Genomic DNA, 19,101 nt, shown 5'->3' on the forward strand with positions numbered 1-19,101 from the left:
AGTAAAGAAAAGTGACATCTCACACGTTCTAAAACGGCCAACACCGTACAGCCGCGACAGCAGCTAGAAGCGCTAAAACATCGCCCACTCACGCTATTCTGCATCAGCAGCTAGAAGCATGAAAACCCCGCCCAGCAAGCGCCAAAACCCGCGTCAGCGGGCCACAAGCAATACACATCGCACACTTCCTCTTTGCCTCAAGTCAAGAATCAGTGGGCTTAGCGGCGTGTGCCGATACGAGGCACTCCTGGAAAAGCAGTGCGGCGCGGGATGGCTGTGGCGAAAGGCGTAGCACACTCGAGTATCTGCACGTATAGCGAAATCTCTTCGGTGCGACTGGCTGCATTGCGCCACTGGCTACGAACTCGCCCGCATAGTGGTCCGGCAGGAAGCCCAGAAAACGACCCGACAAGACCAGGAGTGCGATAGCTTCTTGATCGAAGGCCGTTGCCTTTCGCGATAGCCCAGCTCTGTGACTGATCTCCATATTGGGAGACACGAAGCCCAGTGCAGCAAACGCATAGGACTGCAGCTTCCGCCAGGTTAGCCCGCCGTGATCCGCGCCATGGAGTGGGTGATTCGCACCGCAGTACAGAAGCATCGTCTCACCAAACAGTTCTACGTAGCTCAGGGCCTTGGAACTACGGTAGCTTGGGACGATGCCAACTTGAAAGGTCCCGTCGAGTATTCCTCGCTCGATGGGATTGGTCGAGGCAACATGAATGCTAAGGGTCACGTCCGGTGCAAGCTCCGAAAAACGCGCAATTGCAGCGCCAACGTGAGCATTTGGATTGGTCGCTATCTTGTCAAACATGGCGAGCTCGAGGCTTCCGCCCATCCTGAGGTGGATGTCGTCAATGCTGCTACGAAACGAATCAACTGACGCTAGCAGCCGCAACACCTCATCGTAAACCCTTTGACCTTCCGTAGTTAGGGCGAACCCAGATCGACCACGCCGACATAGCAGCAGACCAAGGCGTGTCTCCAGATCCTTGATATGCCGACTTACGGTCGATCCACCAATGTTTAGCTCGCGTTCAGCTGCCGTCATGCCACCACAGTCAACGACCGTCTTGAAGACCTTCAGCAGACGCAAGTCCATGTCGCTCAACTGGCCCATCGGAGCACGTAACTTAGGATCGCCGATTACTTTCATGAAGTGCTAAGTGAAGATTGACCTTTAATCATTCCAAAGGCTAACGCTATACATAAGAATTGGCAAACAGACCTCGCACAAAAGCGATATGGAGGCAGTCGCATGAAACCACAGCAAAGAGAGGAGAAAACCACCAGCTTTTCTTGCGGCAGGCTGCACCTGTGTGCCGCAACACTGCCAGCATCAAGCCACCAACAACGAAGGAGATCCTGCATGGCTGTCCGTCACACCGCATTCCGTTCCACCACCCGCATTGCCCTGGCCAGCGTCGCACTTGCCGCTGGCCTGCTCTGCAACGCCGCGCAGGCGCAGACCACGCCGGTCCCCGCCAGCGCCGACGCCCTGCACGCCCTGATCGAAACGCGCGCCAAGGCCGTCGAAGCCCAGCTGATCGCCTGGCGCCGCGACATCCACCAACACCCGGAACTGGGCAACTACGAGACCCGCACCGCGAAATTGGTGGCCGACCACCTGCGCAAGCTCGGCATGGAGGTAAAGACGGGCGTGGCCAAGACCGGCGTGGTGGGCGTGCTCAAGGGCGGCAAGCCCGGCCCGGTGGTGGCACTGCGCGCCGACATGGACGCCCTGCCGGTGAAGGAGCGCGTGGACGTGCCGTTCGCGTCGAAGGCCAAGGGCCAGTACCTGGGCAAGGAAGTCGACGTGATGCACGCCTGCGGCCATGACACCCACGTGGCGATATTGATGGCGACAGCCGAGGTGCTCGCCGGCATGAAGGACCAGCTCCCGGGCACGGTCAAATTCATCTTCCAGCCGGCCGAGGAAACTCCGGCAGACTTCGAGCCCAACGGCTCCAATATGTGGGGCGCCAAGCAGATGGTGTCCGAAGGCGTGCTGGACGACCCAAAGGTCGACGCGATCTTCGGCCTGCATGTCACCAGCAGAATCGAGTCCGGCAAGCTCGGCTGGCGCAGCGGCGCGTCGATGGCGGCGGCCGACCAGTTCTGGATCGACGTCAAGGGCCGCCAGACGCACGGTGGGCGTCCGTGGGGCGGGATCGACCCGATCGTGGTGGCGTCGCAGATCGTGATGGGCCTGCAGACCATCCAGAGCCGCCAGGTCAATGCCATGCTGGAGCCGTCGGTGATTACCGTGGGCACCATCCATGGCGGCAACCGCATGAACATCGTGCCTGAGAAGGTCGAGATGATGGGCACCATCCGCACCTATGACGAAGGCATGAAGAAAGACATCCATGCCCGCATGAAGCGCACCACCGAGGCCATGGCCACCAGCGCCGGCGCCGAGGCCAACTTTCGCGTGGTGGAGCTGTACAACGCCACCATCAACCAGCCTGCGCTGACCGAGAAGATGGCGCCCACGCTGCAGCGGGTGGCCGGCGAAGGCAGCTGGATGATCACGCCCAAGGCGAGCGAATCGGAGGACTTCTCGTTCTACCAGGAGAAGGTGCCGGGGCTGTTCTTCTACCTGGGCGTCACGCCCAAGGGGCAGGATGTGACCAAGGCGCCCTCCAACCACTCGCCGGAGTTCTATGTGGATGAGCCGGCGCTGATCAACGGCGTGCGCGCGTTGTCCAACCTGACGGTGGACTACATGCTGATGGCGCAACGCTGAGCGCGTTGGACTACGACGCGGGCATCGCGCAACGGTATGGATGGATCAACCGGGCGATGTCCGCCGATTCGCTCGGCGACTTCGTCGCATCGCTCGCGCGGCGTATCGCACAGTGCCGCTTTACTAGCGACACTGCGCGCCCCGCCGGATGCGTCACCGTCGTTCTGCTTCAGACCCGCTCCAGGATGGTAGCGATACCCTGACCCCCACCAATACATTGCGTTGCAAGCGCATAGCGGCGTTGTTCGCGTTGCAGCAGGGCCGCTGCCTTGGCGGTGATGCGTGCCCCCGTTGCGCCCAACGGATGCCCGATGGCAATCCCGCCGCCGTCCAGGTTGGTGCGGGCTGGATCAAGTTCCAGGTCGCGCATGCAAGCAATTGCCTGGGATGCAAATGCCTCATTGATCTCCACTACACCCAACTTGCTGGCATCGAGCGACGCGCGTGCAAGCGCTTTTCGCGTGGCAGGAATGGGACCGATACCCATGATTTCCGGATCCACTCCGACGACCGCGAAAGACAAGATTCGGGCGGTCGCATTGAGATGGTGGCGTTCTGCAAATGTATCGCTGGTGACAAGCACTGCGACGGCGCCGTCAGTCAAGGGGGATGACGTCCCTGCGGTGACAACACCACCATCCGGGCGAAATGCAGGTTTCAGATTCGCAAGAGCTTCCAGGGAAGTGCCGGGCCGAATGCAACCATCCTCCGTGACAAGTACCCCTTCAGGTGTATGAATTGGAACGATTTCGTCGTGCAACCGGCCCTCTGCGCGTGCGGTGGCCGCCTTCGTGTGCGAATGCACAGCAAAGGCTTCCTGCTCCTGCCGAGAGACGCTCCAACGCACTGCCACATTCTCTGCCGTTTCGCCCATCGAGATGTAGGCGTGCGAAGTCGCCTTGAGTTGCTGGTTGGGAGACGGATTGAGCCCGCCTTGCGGAACCATGGTCATGGATTCGACGCCCACGCAAAGGAACGCATCGCCCATACCGGCCTCGATGTTGGCCGCAGCCATGTGAATGGCCTGCATGGATGAACCACAGAAACGATTTACGGTCGTCCCGGCAACTGTGTGAGGCAACCCTGCGAGAAGGCCCACAATACGCGCCATGTTGTTGCCCTGAGGACCCTCAGGGTACGAGCATCCGAGAATGACGTCTTCGATGAGGCCAGGGTCAAGGTTGGTTCGCGACAGAAGGCCACGCACCACCTGCGCGGCAAGTTCGTCCGGACGAGTCGTGGCCAAGGCGCCCTTTTTTGCGAACTGGAACGGCGAACGAGCATAACCAGCGATGACAGCTTTCATTGGAGTCCCTCCGTCTTTAAGTAGTATGATGATCATCATATCAAAGAATCCACGCAACTTGTGTGAAGGATTTCACGGACGTCGCATGCTGTCTTCCTTGATATCTTGCGGGGCTCAGCAAAGGCACCGGTACATAGGATGAGATACCGATCCGAACATCGAGAGAAGACACAAAACAGCCTCATTGAGGCTGCTTCGGCTTCAAGACGCGCCCTGAAGCGTTGCTACGCAATTCGGACGTCGTGCGCTTTCGCTTAGGGCTGAGCGGCTAGCTGGGCGGCATGCTCGATGACGCCAGATAGTTTGCCGTCGAGCGCCTTTCCGACTGCAGTAACGTCGCCATTGCCGAACTGGCCAAATAGGGTGGATGGCTGATCGTACTCGACGCGGACTCGTCCCGGCGCTGTTTCATATACGAGCACGGCAAGCGGAGCGTAGAGTCCGGCACGGATGTCATGCTGCGTCATCTGCAGGGCGATGCGGGGATTGCCTACCTGATAACGCTTGGCGTGCCCCGATGTGCCGGCGAGGCTCAGAAGCGCGCCATGGTTCAGAACCATGAAGATCATCAATCCCTGGTCGCCCTCCATTTGCGCCATCAAGGCATTTGCCGCGTTGGGATCCGTCGCAACGAGCTTTGTAACGGAGGGGTCGAAGCGACCGAGCAGGTCTTCGAAATGCCGCGTAAATGGCTCGAATGGGACGCCGATGTCCAATGTCACGTGCGCCACGCTTATCGAATGGGGCGTCGACGTTCTGATCAGGTTGTTAAGCGATGTCATCGCAGGTTGTGCTTCGCAGCGTGCCGTGGCGAACATCAGCGCCACCGATGCCATGGTGGCGCAGCAGGTAAACTGGATTGATTTCATTGTCCGGGCCTGTCATCCGTGAGTCACCGTGTCTATCAGCGCCCGCTTGAGCATGACCTTGCCTAAGTGGATGCGATAGGCGCTGTCAGCGAAGTTGTCCTCGAGTGGCTTCACGTCCGCGAATGCCATGTCGACAAGATGGGCGATATTGCTCTCGGTTCCCGAGAATCCCTCACTTAGCATGCGCTCTGCGGCGCGAGGACGGAACGCCGTCTCGGCGACGCCGGTAATGCCAATCCGGCCTCCCGTGCACTGCGCGTCCGAATACTGCAACGCGACAGCGGCGGCGGCCACAGCATATCCGGACGCGGGATGACGGAACTTCCGATACGCAACCCGGTCTGGACCAGGTAACGGAATGCGGATGCGGGTAAGCAATTCGCCCGATTCCAAAGCCGAGGACATGAATCCGATGAAGAAAGAATCTGCGGAGATTGATCGGGATCCGTTGATGCTGGCGACTTCCATCTGGGCGTCCAGGGCGAGCATGATAGCCGGCCAGTCCGCCGATGGATCGGCGTTGACTAACGAGCCACCAATTGTTCCGCGGTTACGGACGGTCGGATCCGCGATGACATTGGCTGCCAGAGGGATAAGTGGCAAAAGCTCACGAAGGCGTGCGTCGCACGCTAACTCGGCATGCGTGGTGGCCGGTCCTATTTCGATGTGATCTGCGTGGACCTCAATTCCGAGCAACTCCGGGAGTCTTGCAATGTCGATGAGCTTCGACGTGTGGGTAAGACGCAGCTTCATCAAAGGAATCAGCGTGTGGCCGCCCGCGAGAAGTTTGGCTTCTGCATCGTTAGATAGCAGGGCGAGCGCGTGCGGCACACTTGTGGCCCTGACGTAGTCAACCGGGTAGGGAATCATGTCGAGCTCCGCGAGGAGGATTGGATGGCGCGCCAGACTTTCGGCGGCGTCAGGGGCATGTCGAGATGAACGATCCCGAATGGCTTCAGGGCATCGCATACGGCAGAGACGACCGCCGGCGGTGCGCCGACGCAGCCAGCCTCGCCAATACCCTTGACGCCAAGTGGATTGGTTGGCGACGGCGACACCTGGAATGCTGTGCGCATCCGTGGAATCTGCTCGATCCGCGGGAAACCATAGTCGAGCAGGGAGCCGGACAGCAACTGGCCAGACTCGTCATAGATGGCCTCCTCATAGAGCGCCTGTCCGATGCCTTGTGCAATGCCACCGTGCATCTGCCCGTGACACAGCAGGGGATTGATCAGCACGCCCACATCGTCCACGGCCACGTAGTCGAGGATCTCCACCATCCCCGTGTCGACATCGACTTCCACTACCACGGCATGGCATCCATTGGGCGCGCCCAGGGAGACGGGTTCATAGAAGACACGTTCGTCCAGGCCCGCCTCCATATCGCGAGGCAGCTTGCCAGCGACATAGGCCATTCGGGCGACCTTGGAAAAAGGCACGGTGAGACCCGATTCGAGCGAGAAGATGCCATCCGCGTAACGGACACCTTCCTCGGTGGATTCCAGCATGATGGCGGCGATCCTGCGTGCCTTGGCCAGAATCTTTCCAGCCGCGACATACGCTGCCGAGCCGCCCACTGGCATGGAGCGCGAATTGAATGTGCCGTGACCGGCCAGCACGCGATCCGTGTCACCTTGCACGACGTCGATATCTTCCATCGGCAGTTGAAGGACCTCCGCGACAATCTGTGCGTAGCTTGTGGCATGACCGTGGCCCTGCGGCATCGACCCGCTGAACAGCGTCACCTTGCCATCGGAATGCACGCGCAGATGGGCGCTCTCCCAACCGCCGCGGTCGAAGCCGACTTTCGGCAAGATGGCGGAATTGCCCATGCCTACCAGCTCAAGGTAGCAGGTCACGCCGATGCCGATATACCTGCCTTGCTGCCGTAGTGTCGCCTGACGCGTGCGCCAGCCGTCATAATCGATCATCTCCGTCGCCTGGGACAGGCATGCCTGGTAGTTACCGCTGTCCCATTTGCCGCGCGCATTTTCGTGCGCCTGGTAGGGGAACTGATCCGGTTGCACAAGGTTGAGCCGACGCAGCGCGACGGGATCCATATCGAGCTCGCTGGCGACAGCATCCATCAGGCGTTCGATGATATAGGCCGCCTCGGGGCGGCCCGCGCCGCGATATGCGTCAACCGGTGTGGTGTTGGTCGTGACCAGGTCGACTTCCACATCCACCGAACTGATCTGGTAGTTGCCGGTGACATAGCTGGCCGTGTTGATGGTGGGAATACCGGTCGCCATATTGGATAGGTACGCGCCAAGGTTGGCATAGGAGCGCACTTTGATTCCGAGGACCTTGCCGGCTTGCGTGACCGCGGCATCCACATACTCGACATGCGCGCGCCCATGCGTGGTCGCCACATGGTTCTCGCTGCGCGTTTCGGTCCAACTCACAGGCCGGCAGAAATGTCGCGAGGCGAAGGCGACCAGTACCTCTTCCACGTAGAAGTGCATCTTTGCACCGAACCCACCGCCGATATCAGGCGCCAGGATCCGGATCCGGTGCTCGGGCCAGCCCAGGGTCTCCGCCAGCCAGCGCCGGGACATATGGGGCACCTGGCTAGGCAGCACAAACGTGAGACGCTCGTCGAGCGGGTCATAGCTGGCGCAAAGGGCCCTCGGCTCGAGGGGGCTGGGAATCAATCGTTGATTGACCAGGCGGATGGAAACCACACGATCCGCTGCCTTGGCGGCAGCGTCATAATCGCCCCCTTTGAGGCGAAAAATGCCAATCAGGTTGCCCGGTACGTTGTCATGGAGCTGTGGGGCGCCATCGCGCAGCGCGGCTTCGGCGTCCACGACTACAGGCAGCTCCTCGTAATCGACATTCACCAGCTCGGCGGCGTCGGCTGCCAGTGCACGTGTCTGGGCGACGACCATGGCCACCGCTTCACCGGCATAGCGGACTCGCTCCGAAGGTAGGGCCGGATGTGGCGGCACCTTCGAATTGCCCACGACCCAATTCGGTCGGATGTTGCCGATCCGGTCTGCAATGTCCGCATGGGTCAGCACCCCGACCACACCTGGCAGGGCCAGCGCTGCTGACGTGTCGATGTGCCGGATGCGCGCATGCGCAAAGGGCGCCCTGACGAAAGCGGCATACACCATGCCCGGGAACTGGAAGTCGTCGGTGAACTTGCCCATGCCGCTCATGAGCCGTTGGTCTTCCCGTCGCAGGACAGGTTTTCCGATGTACCGGTTGCGGGGCTCGCGATCCTTCTCAGTCATGAGTTAGCTCCTCTGCCTCGTGGCCGCTGGTTTGTTGCAGCCGGGTGGCTGCGAGCAATACCGCATCGACAATGTTCTGATATCCCGTGCACCGGCAAAGGTTGCCATGCAGCGCATGCCGTACATCGTCCTCGGTGGGGCTTGGGGTGCTCTGCAGCAGGGCGCGCGCGGCGAGCAACATCCCAGGCGTGCAGAAGCCGCACTGCAGGCCATGGCTCTCATTGAACGCCTGCTTGAGCGAGTTCGTGATCCGGTCGCCTGCCATGCCCTCAATCGAGTGCAGGGAACAACCTTCGGTCTGGACTGCAAGCACGGTGCATGACTTGACCGTCTGTCCGTCGATCAGGACAGTGCAGGCCCCGCACTGGGATGTGTCGCAGCCGATATGCACACCAGTCAAACGCAAGGTGTCCCGTAGCAGATGCACAAGGAGCTGTCTCGGCTCCGCTGTCAGCCTGCGAGGCTCGTCATTGACGAGGTTCTGAATTTCCATCGATGTCACGTTGTCTCCTTTTCCTCGGCCGGCAGCCTGAATTCAGCTCCATTTGGAATGATGATCGTCATATCTTAGGGCGAATCATGTTCTTCGGATTCGCCCACCAGCTTTTCGAGCCGCAGGAAGAAATCGGCTAGAAACTTGTTCGCCACCGTGCCAACGAGACGTGATCCGATTTGCGCGAGCTTGCCACCCAATTGCGCCCTTGCCGCATAGTGCAAAGCGGTGCCGCCGTCGCTATCCTCAAGGCGAACGTCGGCACTGAGTTTGCCGAACCCAGCGATCCCTCCGTTGCCGTTACCCTCAACGCGGTACCCGATGTCTTCCTGGTGGTTGGAGAACTGCGCAATGCCTTTGAAGCGGGCCTTGATCGGCCCGATCGCGGCGGCGATGACAACGTCGTAGCTTCCATCGGGCAGTTGCTGATAGTGCTCGCAACCGGGCAGGCATTGCTGCAGCGTCAGTGGGTCGATGAGGCGTCGCCAGACTTCTGCTCGCGGTGCGCTGATATGTTGTGAGCCGTTGAAGTCCACGCTGTCTCCTTGTCACGATCAATAATGTATACGTTGTTAACATCATAGAATTCGCGGCCGTGGGGGTCAAGGTTGAATGGCCCGGAATGCCCCTCGGTGCTTTCCCTAGGGCATGGAATGATGGGTATCATCCTATAATCGGCGTAGCAATCATAGAGGAGGCTGTCGATGCGCTATACACCTGAGCACAAGGAGGAGACCCGCGGCAAGATCATCGCCGCTGCGGCGGCGGCGTTCCGGAAACACGGTGTCAACGGCGTTGGCGTTGCGCAGTTGATGAAAGCAGCGAAACTGACGCATGGAGGCTTCTATGCACATTTCGAGTCCAAAGACGCCCTGATTGCCGATGCACTCGATGCGGGATTCGATCAAACCATGTCGCAACTTGAGGCAGCAGTGGCTGCTGTGCCGGTCAAGCAGCGCAAACAGGCCGTCATGGACGTATACGTGACGCGCAAACATCGCGATCATCCCGAGGCTGGCTGTGCCATTGCTGCGCTCGGATCGGATGTGTCGCGACTTGATGCCGATACCAAGCGGCGTTTCGAGGCGCGCATCGATGCGCTGATAGAACTGATAGCAGGTGAGGGCGGCAATGAAGCGGCGCGCGCATCCGCAATCAGGATGCTGGCAACGATGGTGGGCGGCATGGTGCTTGCCCGTGCGGTACGGTCGGAAGCGATGTCTCTGGAGCTTCTGGAAGCCGTCCGCGACATGCGCTAAGGAATTAACACGCAGCGACTGGAGTGAATACGATGAGCACGCAGTTCTTTGAGGACCTGGCTCCCGGCCAGAGGTATCAGTCCGGGAAGTTGCAAGTGGACGCGGAACGGATCAAGTCGTTCGCTGCCGAGTTCGATCCGCAGCCATTTCATATGGACGACGCCGCGGCTCGAAACTCGATCTTTCGAGGACTTGCGGCAAGCGGTTGGCACACCGCTGCAATGTCCATGCGTCTTCTTGTGGATAGCGAGTTCCGCCCGGCCGGAGGCATTCTCGGCGCTGGCATGGAGGAATTGAATTGGCCGCGTCCAGTCCGACCGGGGGACGAGTTGCATGCAGAGACCGAGATACTGGAAACGCGCACTTCGAAGTCGCGCCCCGAGCACGGGCTCGTAAAGGCACGCTGCACAACCTTCAACCAGAAAGATGAGCCAGTGCAGGTGTTTGTCGTGAATCTGGTCGTACAACGCCGCGTCGCTGGCAGTGATGGGCTCTAATCGGCCGGAGGAAAGCGATGAGCAGCCTTTTGAATGAAGTGCTCGAAGCCCATGGCGGCATCGATCGCTGGAAGAGCTTCAGTGAGGTGACTGCAACGATCGTGACCGGCGGCTCGCTTTGGGCCATGAAAGGCCTGGTTCAGGATCCGGCTCCTCGGACGATGACTGTATCGCTCCACGAAGAGCGTGCGTCAGTGATGCCGTTTGGCAATCCTGACTGGCGGACCCGGTTTGAACCGGGACGCGTCGCGATTGAGACGACAAAAGGGGAGCTGGTCAAGGAACTCAAGGATCCAAGGCGCAGTTTCGATGGGCATACGATCGATTCACCCTGGAACCCTTTGCAGCGCGCCTACTTCAATGGCTACGCATTGTGGACCTACCTGACTACACCGTTCCTTGCAGCGCTACGCGGCTTTGGAACCACCGAAATCGAGCCATGGCGCGAAGGCGCGCAGACATGGCGAGGGCTGCGGGTCCGATTTCCTGCCAATATCGAGAGTCACTGCAATGTACAGGACTTCTATTTCGGTGAGGACGGGTTGCTACGTCGGCACGACTATCACGTGGATATCGCAGGCGGGTTCGCTGCGGCGCAGTATGTGTATGATCATGTGACTGCGGACGGGATTGTCCTGCCGTCTCGCCGTCTAGCCTATCGTCGTAACGCCGACATGCGCGCGGATCTCAGTCGGGTGCTCGTCTCGATCGATATTGGGAGCGTGCGCTTCAGCTGATTGCCGGGTGAGCTCTTGCCTGTTTGGAAAGCGCGCGGCTTATGCTGACACCGGGCGTGCTATATTCATTGCCACTTTTTCTGCCGCCACGACGTCGGCCTGACGGGCCGAGACATGTGGATGGTCTGGCTATAAATATGGCAACTGATGACAACTGATCACCGCCTGGTCTATTTACTTAACGTTGGTCATCGCAGACTTCAGCGCTGGACCCAGTCGCGGACCAGCTTTGGGGGCGTCACGGCGGCCCAGTCCGGCCTGTTGTTCTATCTCGAGAAAAACGATGGTGCGCTGATGAGCGAGGCGGCAGCGGCGCTCGATCTCGGGGCATCGGGGCTGAGTGGCCTGGCCGACCGCATGGAGCATGCGGCATTGCTGGCTCGCGAGGTCGATGAAGCGGATCGGCGCGTATGGCGCCTGCGGCTGACCGCGAAAGGCCGGTCAGCCGTCAAGCGCTCCCGGGACGGGCTGGTCGATCTGAACGCCCGGTTGACCGAAGGCTTTTCCAAGGCAGAAATCGATGTTGTGGCTCGGTGGCTGAGTCGCCTTCAGGACAAGTTTCCATCCGCGGAAGGCGACAAGGGCCTCGAATAGGGCAGGGCAGCGCGGTGTCCTGCCATCGGCTTTCTAGCGCAACTGGATCCTGGTGAAATCAGGCTGGCGTTTTTCGGCGAAGGCCGTGAATGCTTCGCGCGCCTCATCGCTTTCCAGCCGCTTGGTGAATATCGCGCGCTCGGCGTCCATTTGCGACGCGAGTTTCGCCACATCGCGCATCAGTTGCTTCATGGCGGTCATGGATCCGTTCGGCTTCGCCGCGATGCGTTCCGCCGCCCGTCTTGCTTCGCTTTGCAGTTCGGCATTCGGCACGACCCTGTTCGCAATGCCCCACGCCAGCGCGGTGGCTGCGGGCAGCGGGTCCCCAAACGCGAACATCTCGAAGGCGCGCGCGTGGCCAATGCGCAATGGCAGAAGGTAGCTGGAGGCCGCTTCCGGGACCAATGCCAGGTTAATGAAAGGCGTGATTAGCTGGGCGTCCTCCGTCAGGATCACATAGTCGCAATGCAGCAGCATGGTCGTGCCAACGCCTACGGCTTTGCCCTGTACTGCAGCGATCACAGGGATGCTGGTCCTGGCAAGGCTATCGAGAAACCGGAAGACATGGCGCTCGGCCGGGCCCGAGCCGGCTGCTTGCGCGGCGAACTCTCCGATGTCGTTTCCTGCCGTGAACGAGTCGCCCTCGCCCTGGAACAGGATCACCCTGATTTCACGATCTGATGCGGCGCTGTCGATCGCGTCTGCCAATGCGCCGTACATCGCATTGGTCAGTGCATTCTTCTTGTCCGGCCGGGCAATCGTGATTGTCAGCACGCCGCCGGCACGGTTGGTTTTGACTTCTGATGTCATGGCAATGTCTCCTTGAAGTGGCAGTCGTAAGGTGGTGGCAGCGATTTACTTCGCATGGGAAGTATATATGCTTCGCGTACGAAGTAAACACTGCCAGATGCTATGCCACGATCTTCTAGCGTACTGCTTCGACGGCGAGCGCAATGCCTTGGCCACCGCCAATACAGAGCGTGACGATGCCGCGTCGGATGCCATCAGCGTGCATGCTGTGCAGGAGCCGCGTGGTGAGGACGGCGCCCGTCGCGCCGATCGGATGGCCATGCGCGATCGCGCCGCCGTTGACGTTGATGATGTCGTGCGGCAAGCCCAGTTCCGCTGCAACGGCCAAGGGCACGGCGGCAAAGGCTTCATTGATCTCGAAGCGTTCGACATCGGCAAGCGACCAATGTGCACGCTTGAGCGCCTGCTGGACGGCAGGGACAGGACCCAGGCCGAACATCCCCGGCTCAACCGCGCCCAGGCCATAGGCGACGAGCCGTACGAGAGGCTGGAGACCGTGCTTCTCGGCAACGGCCCGATCCGCCACGATCATGGCCGCTGCACCGCTGTTGATGCCGGGCGCATTGCCGGCGGTGATCGTCCCGTCGCGACGGAAGGCCGGCTTCAGTTTGGCGAGTCCCTCGAGCGTGGTATCGGGGCGATTCGCTTCATCTTTCGCGAACAAGGTCATACCGGCTTTGCCCTTCAGGGTTACGGCGATGATCTGTTCGTCGAACTTGCCCTGTGCCTGGGCCAACGCGAACGCTTGCTGAGAGCGTTCGGCCCAGCGATCCTGCGCCTCCCGGCTCAGTTGATAGCGTGCCGCGAGATCTTCGGTATGCCAGCCGGAGTGCTCACCGGAGAATGCGTCGACCAGGCCGTCCATCAGCATGCTGTCATGCAGGACGGTGTCGCCCATGCGCTGGCCCCAGCGGCCAGCGGGCATCAGGTACGGTGCGCGGTCCATGTTCTCCATGCCGCCTGCAATGGCGAAGTCGACATAGCCCAGGCGGACTTCGTCCGCTGCCGAGGCGATGGCTTGGGCACCGGATCCGCATACGCGGTTGACGGCCAGCGCCGGGACGGATTTCGGAATGCCTGCGTTGATCGCTGCCTGGCGCGCCGGGTTCATCTTGTTGCCGGCCTGGATGACGTTGCCGAACACTACGGAGCCGACAAGCTCGGGGTCCAGCCGAGCACGTTCCACTGTTGCCCGAATCACGGTGGCGCCAAGCTCCGTGGCCGGGACGGTCTTCAGCGAGCCGTTGAATGCGCCGATGGGCGTCCGGACTGGCTGACACAGCACGACTTCTTTTGTACTCATTGCTACCTCACTAAGGTGATTCAAGCGGGGGACCCGAGGTCGTCGGGATGGCGTACTGGCTTGCCGCCTGGATAAATTGCGTCGGCAAGCCTGCAATATTTGTTGTCAGCGCGCGCGCACGCCAGACTGGTATCGTGCGCCGGCTGTCCGGTGGCGTGTGCAGCCGGAGCCAAGCTTGCGGCGAAGATCGCCGACAGCAAGAGCAGGATTGGATGGTGTCGTGTCATCTTTGTCTCCGGATAGGGTCAATGGGCATCGGCGGACGGGCCCTTTGGCGGCGAGACCTTGCGCATCAGCGGTACCAGCGGCGTCGCGATGGCAAAGCACACGAAGATGGCGAGGAATGCATCGGCATAGGTGAGCGTGTGAGCCTCGCGCATGGCAAGAGCCCAAAGTTGCCTGATGGCGGCGGCATTGCCGTCATTGACCTCGTTACTCAATGTCATCATGTGAGTCGTCGAATCATTCAGGAATGCGGCCATGGACTCGTTGCGGATGTTCAGGTGTTCGGCCAGGCGCAGGAAGTGGAGGTTTGTCCGGTCGTTCAGGATCGTGGCGCATGCTGCGATGCCGATAGCACCGCCGAGATTGCGCATCAGATTGAACAGGCCGGAGGCGAGCTTCAGTCTCGCGGGCGGCAAGCCACCCAGCGTCAAGGTCACTGTGGGTGCAACGGCGAACTGTTGTGCCATGCCGCGGATGGCCTGTGGCAACAGCAGTTCGGCGCTACCCCAGTCATGGGTGATGGGCGCGAAGTTCCACATCGACAGGGCGAAGAGCGCGAGTCCGACCATCAACAGCCACCGCAGGTCCACCCGGTTCGCGAGGTATGAGTAGATGGGGATCGACAACACCTGAAACAGACCAGTGGAGAAGATGGCCAGCCCGGTTTGCAATGCGCTGAACCCGCGCACCTGCCCCAGGAACAGCGGGGTCAGGTAGATCGTTGCGAAGATGCCGATGCCGATGACGAAAGAGAAGAAGCATCCAAGGGCAAAATTGATGTCTTTCAGCGCCCGTAGATCGACGACCGGGTTCTTGTAGGTAAGGGAACGCCATAGGAAGCCGATTCCCGAGAGCCCCGATATCCACGCGGTGGTCAGGATGGCCTGATCTCCGAGCCAGTCCCAGCGCGGCCCTTCCTCCAGCGTGTACTCGAGGCAGCCGAGAAAGAGCGCCATCAGAACCATGCCGAGATAGTCGGCACCTTTGAGCAGCGACCGGTCCGGCTGATCGATCTTGACGAGCATTGGCACCACGACCGTCACGAACACGCCGGGGGCGAGGTTGATGAAGAAGAGCCAGTGCCAGGAGAAGTTGTCCGTAATCCAGCCACCGATAGTGGGCCCGAGCGTCGGTGCCAGCGACGCCAGTCCCCCGATGATGGCGGCTGCCGCCACGCGCTGGCGTCCTTCGAAGAACGCGAACACCGTGGTGAAGACCATTGGAATCATCGAGCCACCCAGGAAGCCCTGCGCAGCGCGAAAGGCAATCATGCTCTCGATGTTCCAGGCGATCCCGCAGAGCAGACTGGTTACGGTGAAACCGGCGGCGGAGGCTGCGAACAACCAGCGCGTGGACATGACCCGCGCAAGCCATCCAGACAACGGGATGACGATGATCTCCGCGATCAGGTATGCGGTCTGCACCCAGACAGTCTCATCCGCGCCCGCGGAGATGCCGCCGCCGATATCGCGCAACGATGCGGAGACGATCTGGATGTCAAGCAATGCGATGAACATGCCTACGCACATCGTCGCAAAGGCGAACACCTTTGTGCTCATCGGCAGTTCGCTGGGCGACGGGACGGGCGAGGGCACAGCTGCGCTGGGTGCAGCAGGGTTTGCGGTGACTGCGGTGCTCATGATTTGCTCGCTTCCTTGGCCGCGTGAGTATCGACTTCCGCAACGACCGACAGGCCCGGCCGCAGGATGCCGAGCTTTGCATCTTGTTCGTCGAGGACGATGCGCACGGGTACGCGCTGAACAATCTTGGTGAAATTGCCGGTGGCGTTCTCGGGCGGCAATACGCTGAACTGGGCGCCAGTGGCTGGTGCGAGGCTTTCAACGCGCCCGTGGAACACCTTGCCCGGCATGACATCGGCCACGATCGTGGAACGCATGCCGGGCTTCATGTGGGCCAGTTGTCCTTCCTTGAAGTTGGCATCGACCCAGAGACCCTTGGCAGGCACGATCGATAGCAATTGCCCGCCGTTGGCAGCATAGATACCGACGCGTGCGCGACGATTACCCACCGTCCCGTCAACGGGCGCACGGAGCTCGGTGTACCCCAGATTGAGGCGTGCGATGTCGCGCTCGGCGATAGCCTGGGTCAGCGACGCCTGTGCCTGCTGTTTCTGCGTGGCGATGACGTCGAGTTGCCGCTGGGCGGCTTCGACGCCTGCCTTGGCTTTCTGGCCATTGGCGAGCGACTGCTTGTAGTCGGCATCGGCCTTCTGCGAGCTTTGAATGGATACGGCAGACTTTGCGACCAGGCTGGCGTAACGCGCCTGATCATCGCGCGCCCGAACCGTCTCTGCGTCGACGGCAGCAACGCCTGCCTTAGTCTCCGCGATCACGGCTTGCTGAAGCCTTTCCCGGGCATCGAGATTGGCGAGGAGCGCTTGTTGCGATGCCACGGCACCTTCCGCCTTCGCCAGTGCTGCGCGATAGTCGCGGTCGTCGATGCGTGCCAGCAAGTCCCCTGCGTGCACCTGCTGGTTGTCTGTCACAAGGACTTCGGCGAGGTATCCGGGCACCTTGGCGGCAATCAACGTGACCTCCCCGCCGACGTACGCGTCATCGGTATCTTCTACGAAGCGCGCGCCAGTCCACCAGTGGTAGCCATATCCTGCTGCGGCCAGAGCAATCAACGCGCCGCTGCCGCGGATCAGTAGTGCCTTCTTATTCAGTTTGAGCCTGGAGGGGGCGGCCTCAGAGGGGGCGCGATTCACAGTCGTAGTGCTTGTCATGAGATTGCTCCGTATTTAGAAAGCGCCCGTAGCGGGCACAGAGGGGTTCGATTCGAGGGGCTGGGCTTGGGCTGAGCGGGCGAGGCGGGCCCGAAGTCCTTCGCTGGCCGCGGGGCCGGGCGCGATGTAGTGTCCGGCTTCGGTGATCAGGTCGCCGGTCTCCGCGTCGACAAGCGCAAGACGCACGGGGCGGCCGGACCGGCGCTCGACCAGTTGTATGGTTTCACCGTCGTGGCCGAAGTGCCGGCTCCCCCACGCCATGAGCGTCAGCAGCACGGGACGAAAGTCCCGGCCGAGGTCGGTGAGCACGTAGTCGTCGCGTGGCGGATGGGCGCTGTACTGCTGCCGGGTCATCAGCCCCTCTTCGACCAGGGTGTTCAGTCGCCGCGTGAGCATGTTGGGCGCTATGCCCAGTCTTTTCTGGAACTCGTCGAAGCGCGTGGTGCCGTAAAAGGCTTCCCGCAGGATCAGGACGGTCCAGGCGTCTCCAACGCGCTCGATGCCACGTGCCATCGGGCACTGAGCATCCTTGTGTGACTTTTTAAACATCGCCGGTCCTTCTCAAAAAAGTTGTTGCTATCAACATGCAAGTTAGTCTAGTCTAGTAACTAGCATCATGCAAGTATGAATTTGCGTGAGCCTCAATGAAAGGAATCGACATGACGAAAAAAGCACCCCATGGCCTGGTCCAGCGCGCAGTGACTGTTGCCGCGTCTGCGGTGGTGGCGTTTGGCCTGGCAGCGTGCGCGGCAGGCCCCGACTACCACACGCCCGCTAGCGAGATGCCGAAGGCCTATCAGCACGCGACGGAACTGGCCCCCATCAACGACACGCGCGAGCCGGTATCGCTGGACACGTGGTGGAACGGCTTCAACGATCCGGTCCTCACGAAGATCATCCAGCGGGCGCTGGACCAGAACCTCGATATGGCGGCGTCGATCGCGCGTGTGGACCAGGCGCGCGCGGCCGCCAGCTTCGCCGGGGCCGAACTGCTGCCGCAGGCCAGCCTGTCCGCTGACGTGAGCAAGCAGCGTCAATCGTTGGAAAGCCCCTCGGGCAAGATCGGTAGCGCGTTGCCTGGCTACAAGAGAAACCAGACGCTCTATTCGGTCGGCGCTGCGGCAACGTGGGAGATCGATATCGCTGGCGGGCTGCGGCGCGGCGCCGAGGCTGCCAATGCGGAATTGCAGGCCGCCGAAGCCAATCACCTCGGCGTGCGGATTCTGGTCGCCGCCGAAGCGGCCGATGCCTACTTCCGCGTGCGCGGTGCGCAGGCCCGCATCGCCATCGCCCAGCAGCAGGTCCAGACCAACCAGCGTTTGCTGGATCTTGTGCGCCTGCGTTTGGCCGATGGCATTGGTGCCGAACGTGAGCAGGCACAGGCCGAAGCCCAGCTTGCCCAGACCCGCGTCACGATCCCGCCGCTGCAGATCGAACTCGAAACGCAGCTCAATCGCCTCGATGTACTGATGGGCGCGCAGCCGGGCTCTTATGCAGCGGAACTGCGCGATTCGAAGAGCGAGATGGTCGTGCCGCAGGTCGCGTTGGCGCAGGGCCCCGCCAATCTGCTGCAGCGTCGCCCTGACGTGATTGCGGCGGAGCGCAGGTTGGCGGCATCGAACGCCCGGATCGGCGTGGCTACTGCCGAGTATTACCCCAAGGTGTCGCTATCGGCGTTGCTTGGCTTCGAAAGTCTCTCGGCAAGCAAGCTGTTCACCGCGCAGGCGTTTCAACCCGCCGCTACCGCAGGACTGCGCTGGCGTCTGTTCGATTTCGGACGTGTAGATGCCGAAGTCGCAGGCGCCAAGGGTGTCTTCGCCGAAGCCTTGGCCAACTATCGAAAGTCGATGCTGCAAGCCACGGCGGATGTCGAGGATGCCTTGATCTCTCTTACGCAACTCGAATCGCAAAGCCACGAACTAGCTAACGAGGTTGGTGCGCATGAGCGCGCCCGCAACGCTTCCGAGGACGCGTACAAGGGTGGGGCGGTAAGTCTGTATGAAGTGCTCGACGAGGACCGCCAACTGCTCGCTGCTCGCGACCAGCAGGCCAAGGTGAGGGCGGATAACGCGCGTGCCGCAGTATCGGCCTTCCGGGCTCTGGGAGGCGGATGGTCCTGACACTCGACGGCAGGAACTACGGTCAGGCGCCGATCGGACTCCTCCCCTATGGGTCGCCGCTTCCTGGCCTTCCGAGGCCTGGCAGGACGTTGACGGAGACAAAAACTACGTGCGAGTTCAAGTCGCGATCCAATGCAGGCGCATTGGATCGCGA

18 protein-coding genes are annotated in these 19,101 nt (G+C 61.0%); 6 read left to right on the forward strand and 12 right to left on the reverse strand.

What is annotated here, in order from left to right; genetic code table 11:
• Positions 1-202 precede the first annotated feature (202 nt).
• Positions 203-1,156 carry a LysR family transcriptional regulator gene (locus ACYP5B_RS39395; RefSeq protein WP_459573232.1) on the reverse strand — a complete coding sequence of 318 codons (954 nt, stop codon included), beginning with the start codon at positions 1,154-1,156 and terminating at the stop codon, positions 203-205.
• 213 nt (positions 1,157-1,369) lie between these two features.
• Between ACYP5B_RS39395 and ACYP5B_RS39400 the strand changes: the two genes are divergently transcribed.
• Positions 1,370-2,749: an amidohydrolase gene (locus tag ACYP5B_RS39400; RefSeq protein ID WP_459573233.1), complete on the forward strand. Its 1,380-nt coding sequence runs from the start codon at positions 1,370-1,372 to the stop codon at positions 2,747-2,749.
• Positions 2,750-2,918: 169 nt separating this feature from the next.
• Here the strand turns inward: ACYP5B_RS39400 and ACYP5B_RS39405 are convergent, their stop codons facing one another.
• From ACYP5B_RS39405 to ACYP5B_RS39430, 6 genes are all read right to left on the reverse strand, one after another.
• The gene (locus ACYP5B_RS39405) at positions 2,919-4,055 is read right to left on the reverse strand and encodes a thiolase family protein (protein WP_459573234.1); all 1,137 of its coding nucleotides are present in this window, start codon (positions 4,053-4,055) and stop codon (positions 2,919-2,921) included.
• A 254-nt stretch (positions 4,056-4,309) separates the two neighbouring features.
• On the reverse strand, positions 4,310-4,924 hold the full coding sequence (locus tag ACYP5B_RS39410) for a DUF302 domain-containing protein (RefSeq protein ID WP_459573235.1): 615 nt from the start codon (positions 4,922-4,924) through the stop codon (positions 4,310-4,312).
• Positions 4,925-4,936: 12 nt separating this feature from the next.
• Entirely contained in the window at positions 4,937-5,794 is an 858-nt protein-coding gene (locus tag ACYP5B_RS39415; RefSeq protein WP_459573236.1) for an FAD binding domain-containing protein, read from the reverse strand.
• Positions 5,791-8,163 (reverse strand): xanthine dehydrogenase family protein molybdopterin-binding subunit, encoded by a 2,373-nt coding sequence (locus tag ACYP5B_RS39420; protein WP_459573237.1) that lies wholly within the window; start codon positions 8,161-8,163, stop codon positions 5,791-5,793. The genes ACYP5B_RS39415 and ACYP5B_RS39420 overlap by 4 nt, the downstream gene beginning before the upstream one ends.
• Complete coding sequence (locus ACYP5B_RS39425) at positions 8,156-8,656, reverse strand: (2Fe-2S)-binding protein (RefSeq protein ID WP_318233220.1); 501 nt, start codon at positions 8,654-8,656, stop codon at positions 8,156-8,158. The genes ACYP5B_RS39420 and ACYP5B_RS39425 overlap by 8 nt, the downstream gene beginning before the upstream one ends.
• A 74-nt stretch (positions 8,657-8,730) precedes the next feature.
• Complete coding sequence (locus ACYP5B_RS39430) at positions 8,731-9,192, reverse strand: SRPBCC family protein (RefSeq protein WP_318233162.1); 462 nt, start codon at positions 9,190-9,192, stop codon at positions 8,731-8,733.
• Between the two features lie 168 nt (positions 9,193-9,360).
• Between ACYP5B_RS39430 and ACYP5B_RS39435 the strand changes: the two genes are divergently transcribed.
• The 4 genes from ACYP5B_RS39435 (at position 9,361) to ACYP5B_RS39450 (ending at position 11,743) form a co-directional block, all read left to right on the forward strand.
• The gene (locus ACYP5B_RS39435; protein WP_459573239.1) at positions 9,361-9,915 is read left to right on the forward strand and encodes a TetR/AcrR family transcriptional regulator; all 555 of its coding nucleotides are present in this window, start codon (positions 9,361-9,363) and stop codon (positions 9,913-9,915) included.
• A gap of 32 nt (positions 9,916-9,947) precedes the next feature.
• Complete coding sequence (locus ACYP5B_RS39440) at positions 9,948-10,412, forward strand: MaoC family dehydratase (RefSeq protein ID WP_400101307.1); 465 nt, start codon at positions 9,948-9,950, stop codon at positions 10,410-10,412.
• A gap of 17 nt (positions 10,413-10,429) precedes the next feature.
• Positions 10,430-11,149 (forward strand): hypothetical protein, encoded by a 720-nt coding sequence (locus ACYP5B_RS39445; protein WP_459573241.1) that lies wholly within the window; start codon positions 10,430-10,432, stop codon positions 11,147-11,149.
• Positions 11,150-11,296: 147 nt separating this feature from the next.
• Positions 11,297-11,743, forward strand: a complete 447-nt coding sequence (locus ACYP5B_RS39450) for a MarR family winged helix-turn-helix transcriptional regulator (RefSeq protein ID WP_459573242.1) — start codon at positions 11,297-11,299, stop codon at positions 11,741-11,743.
• Positions 11,744-11,776: 33 nt separating this feature from the next.
• Here the strand turns inward: ACYP5B_RS39450 and ACYP5B_RS39455 are convergent, their stop codons facing one another.
• From ACYP5B_RS39455 to ACYP5B_RS39475, 5 genes are all read right to left on the reverse strand, one after another.
• Complete coding sequence (locus tag ACYP5B_RS39455; protein WP_459573243.1) at positions 11,777-12,553, reverse strand: enoyl-CoA hydratase; 777 nt, start codon at positions 12,551-12,553, stop codon at positions 11,777-11,779.
• A 115-nt stretch (positions 12,554-12,668) separates the two neighbouring features.
• Positions 12,669-13,856: a thiolase family protein gene (locus ACYP5B_RS39460; RefSeq protein ID WP_459573279.1), complete on the reverse strand. Its 1,188-nt coding sequence runs from the start codon at positions 13,854-13,856 to the stop codon at positions 12,669-12,671.
• A 245-nt stretch (positions 13,857-14,101) separates the two neighbouring features.
• A complete protein-coding gene (locus ACYP5B_RS39465) occupies positions 14,102-15,721 on the reverse strand; it encodes a DHA2 family efflux MFS transporter permease subunit (protein WP_400101296.1) in 1,620 nt (539 codons plus the stop codon).
• Complete coding sequence (locus ACYP5B_RS39470) at positions 15,718-16,827, reverse strand: HlyD family secretion protein (protein ID WP_318233169.1); 1,110 nt, start codon at positions 16,825-16,827, stop codon at positions 15,718-15,720. The genes ACYP5B_RS39465 and ACYP5B_RS39470 overlap by 4 nt, the downstream gene beginning before the upstream one ends.
• A 15-nt stretch (positions 16,828-16,842) precedes the next feature.
• Positions 16,843-17,376, reverse strand: a complete 534-nt coding sequence (locus ACYP5B_RS39475) for a winged helix-turn-helix transcriptional regulator (RefSeq protein ID WP_318233170.1) — start codon at positions 17,374-17,376, stop codon at positions 16,843-16,845.
• Positions 17,377-17,486: 110 nt separating this feature from the next.
• Between ACYP5B_RS39475 and ACYP5B_RS39480 the strand changes: the two genes are divergently transcribed.
• Positions 17,487-18,947: an efflux transporter outer membrane subunit gene (locus tag ACYP5B_RS39480; RefSeq protein WP_459573245.1), complete on the forward strand. Its 1,461-nt coding sequence runs from the start codon at positions 17,487-17,489 to the stop codon at positions 18,945-18,947.
• The last annotated feature ends 154 nt before the right edge of the window (positions 18,948-19,101 follow it).

It is taken from the genome of Cupriavidus sp. 8B (assembly GCF_054589115.1).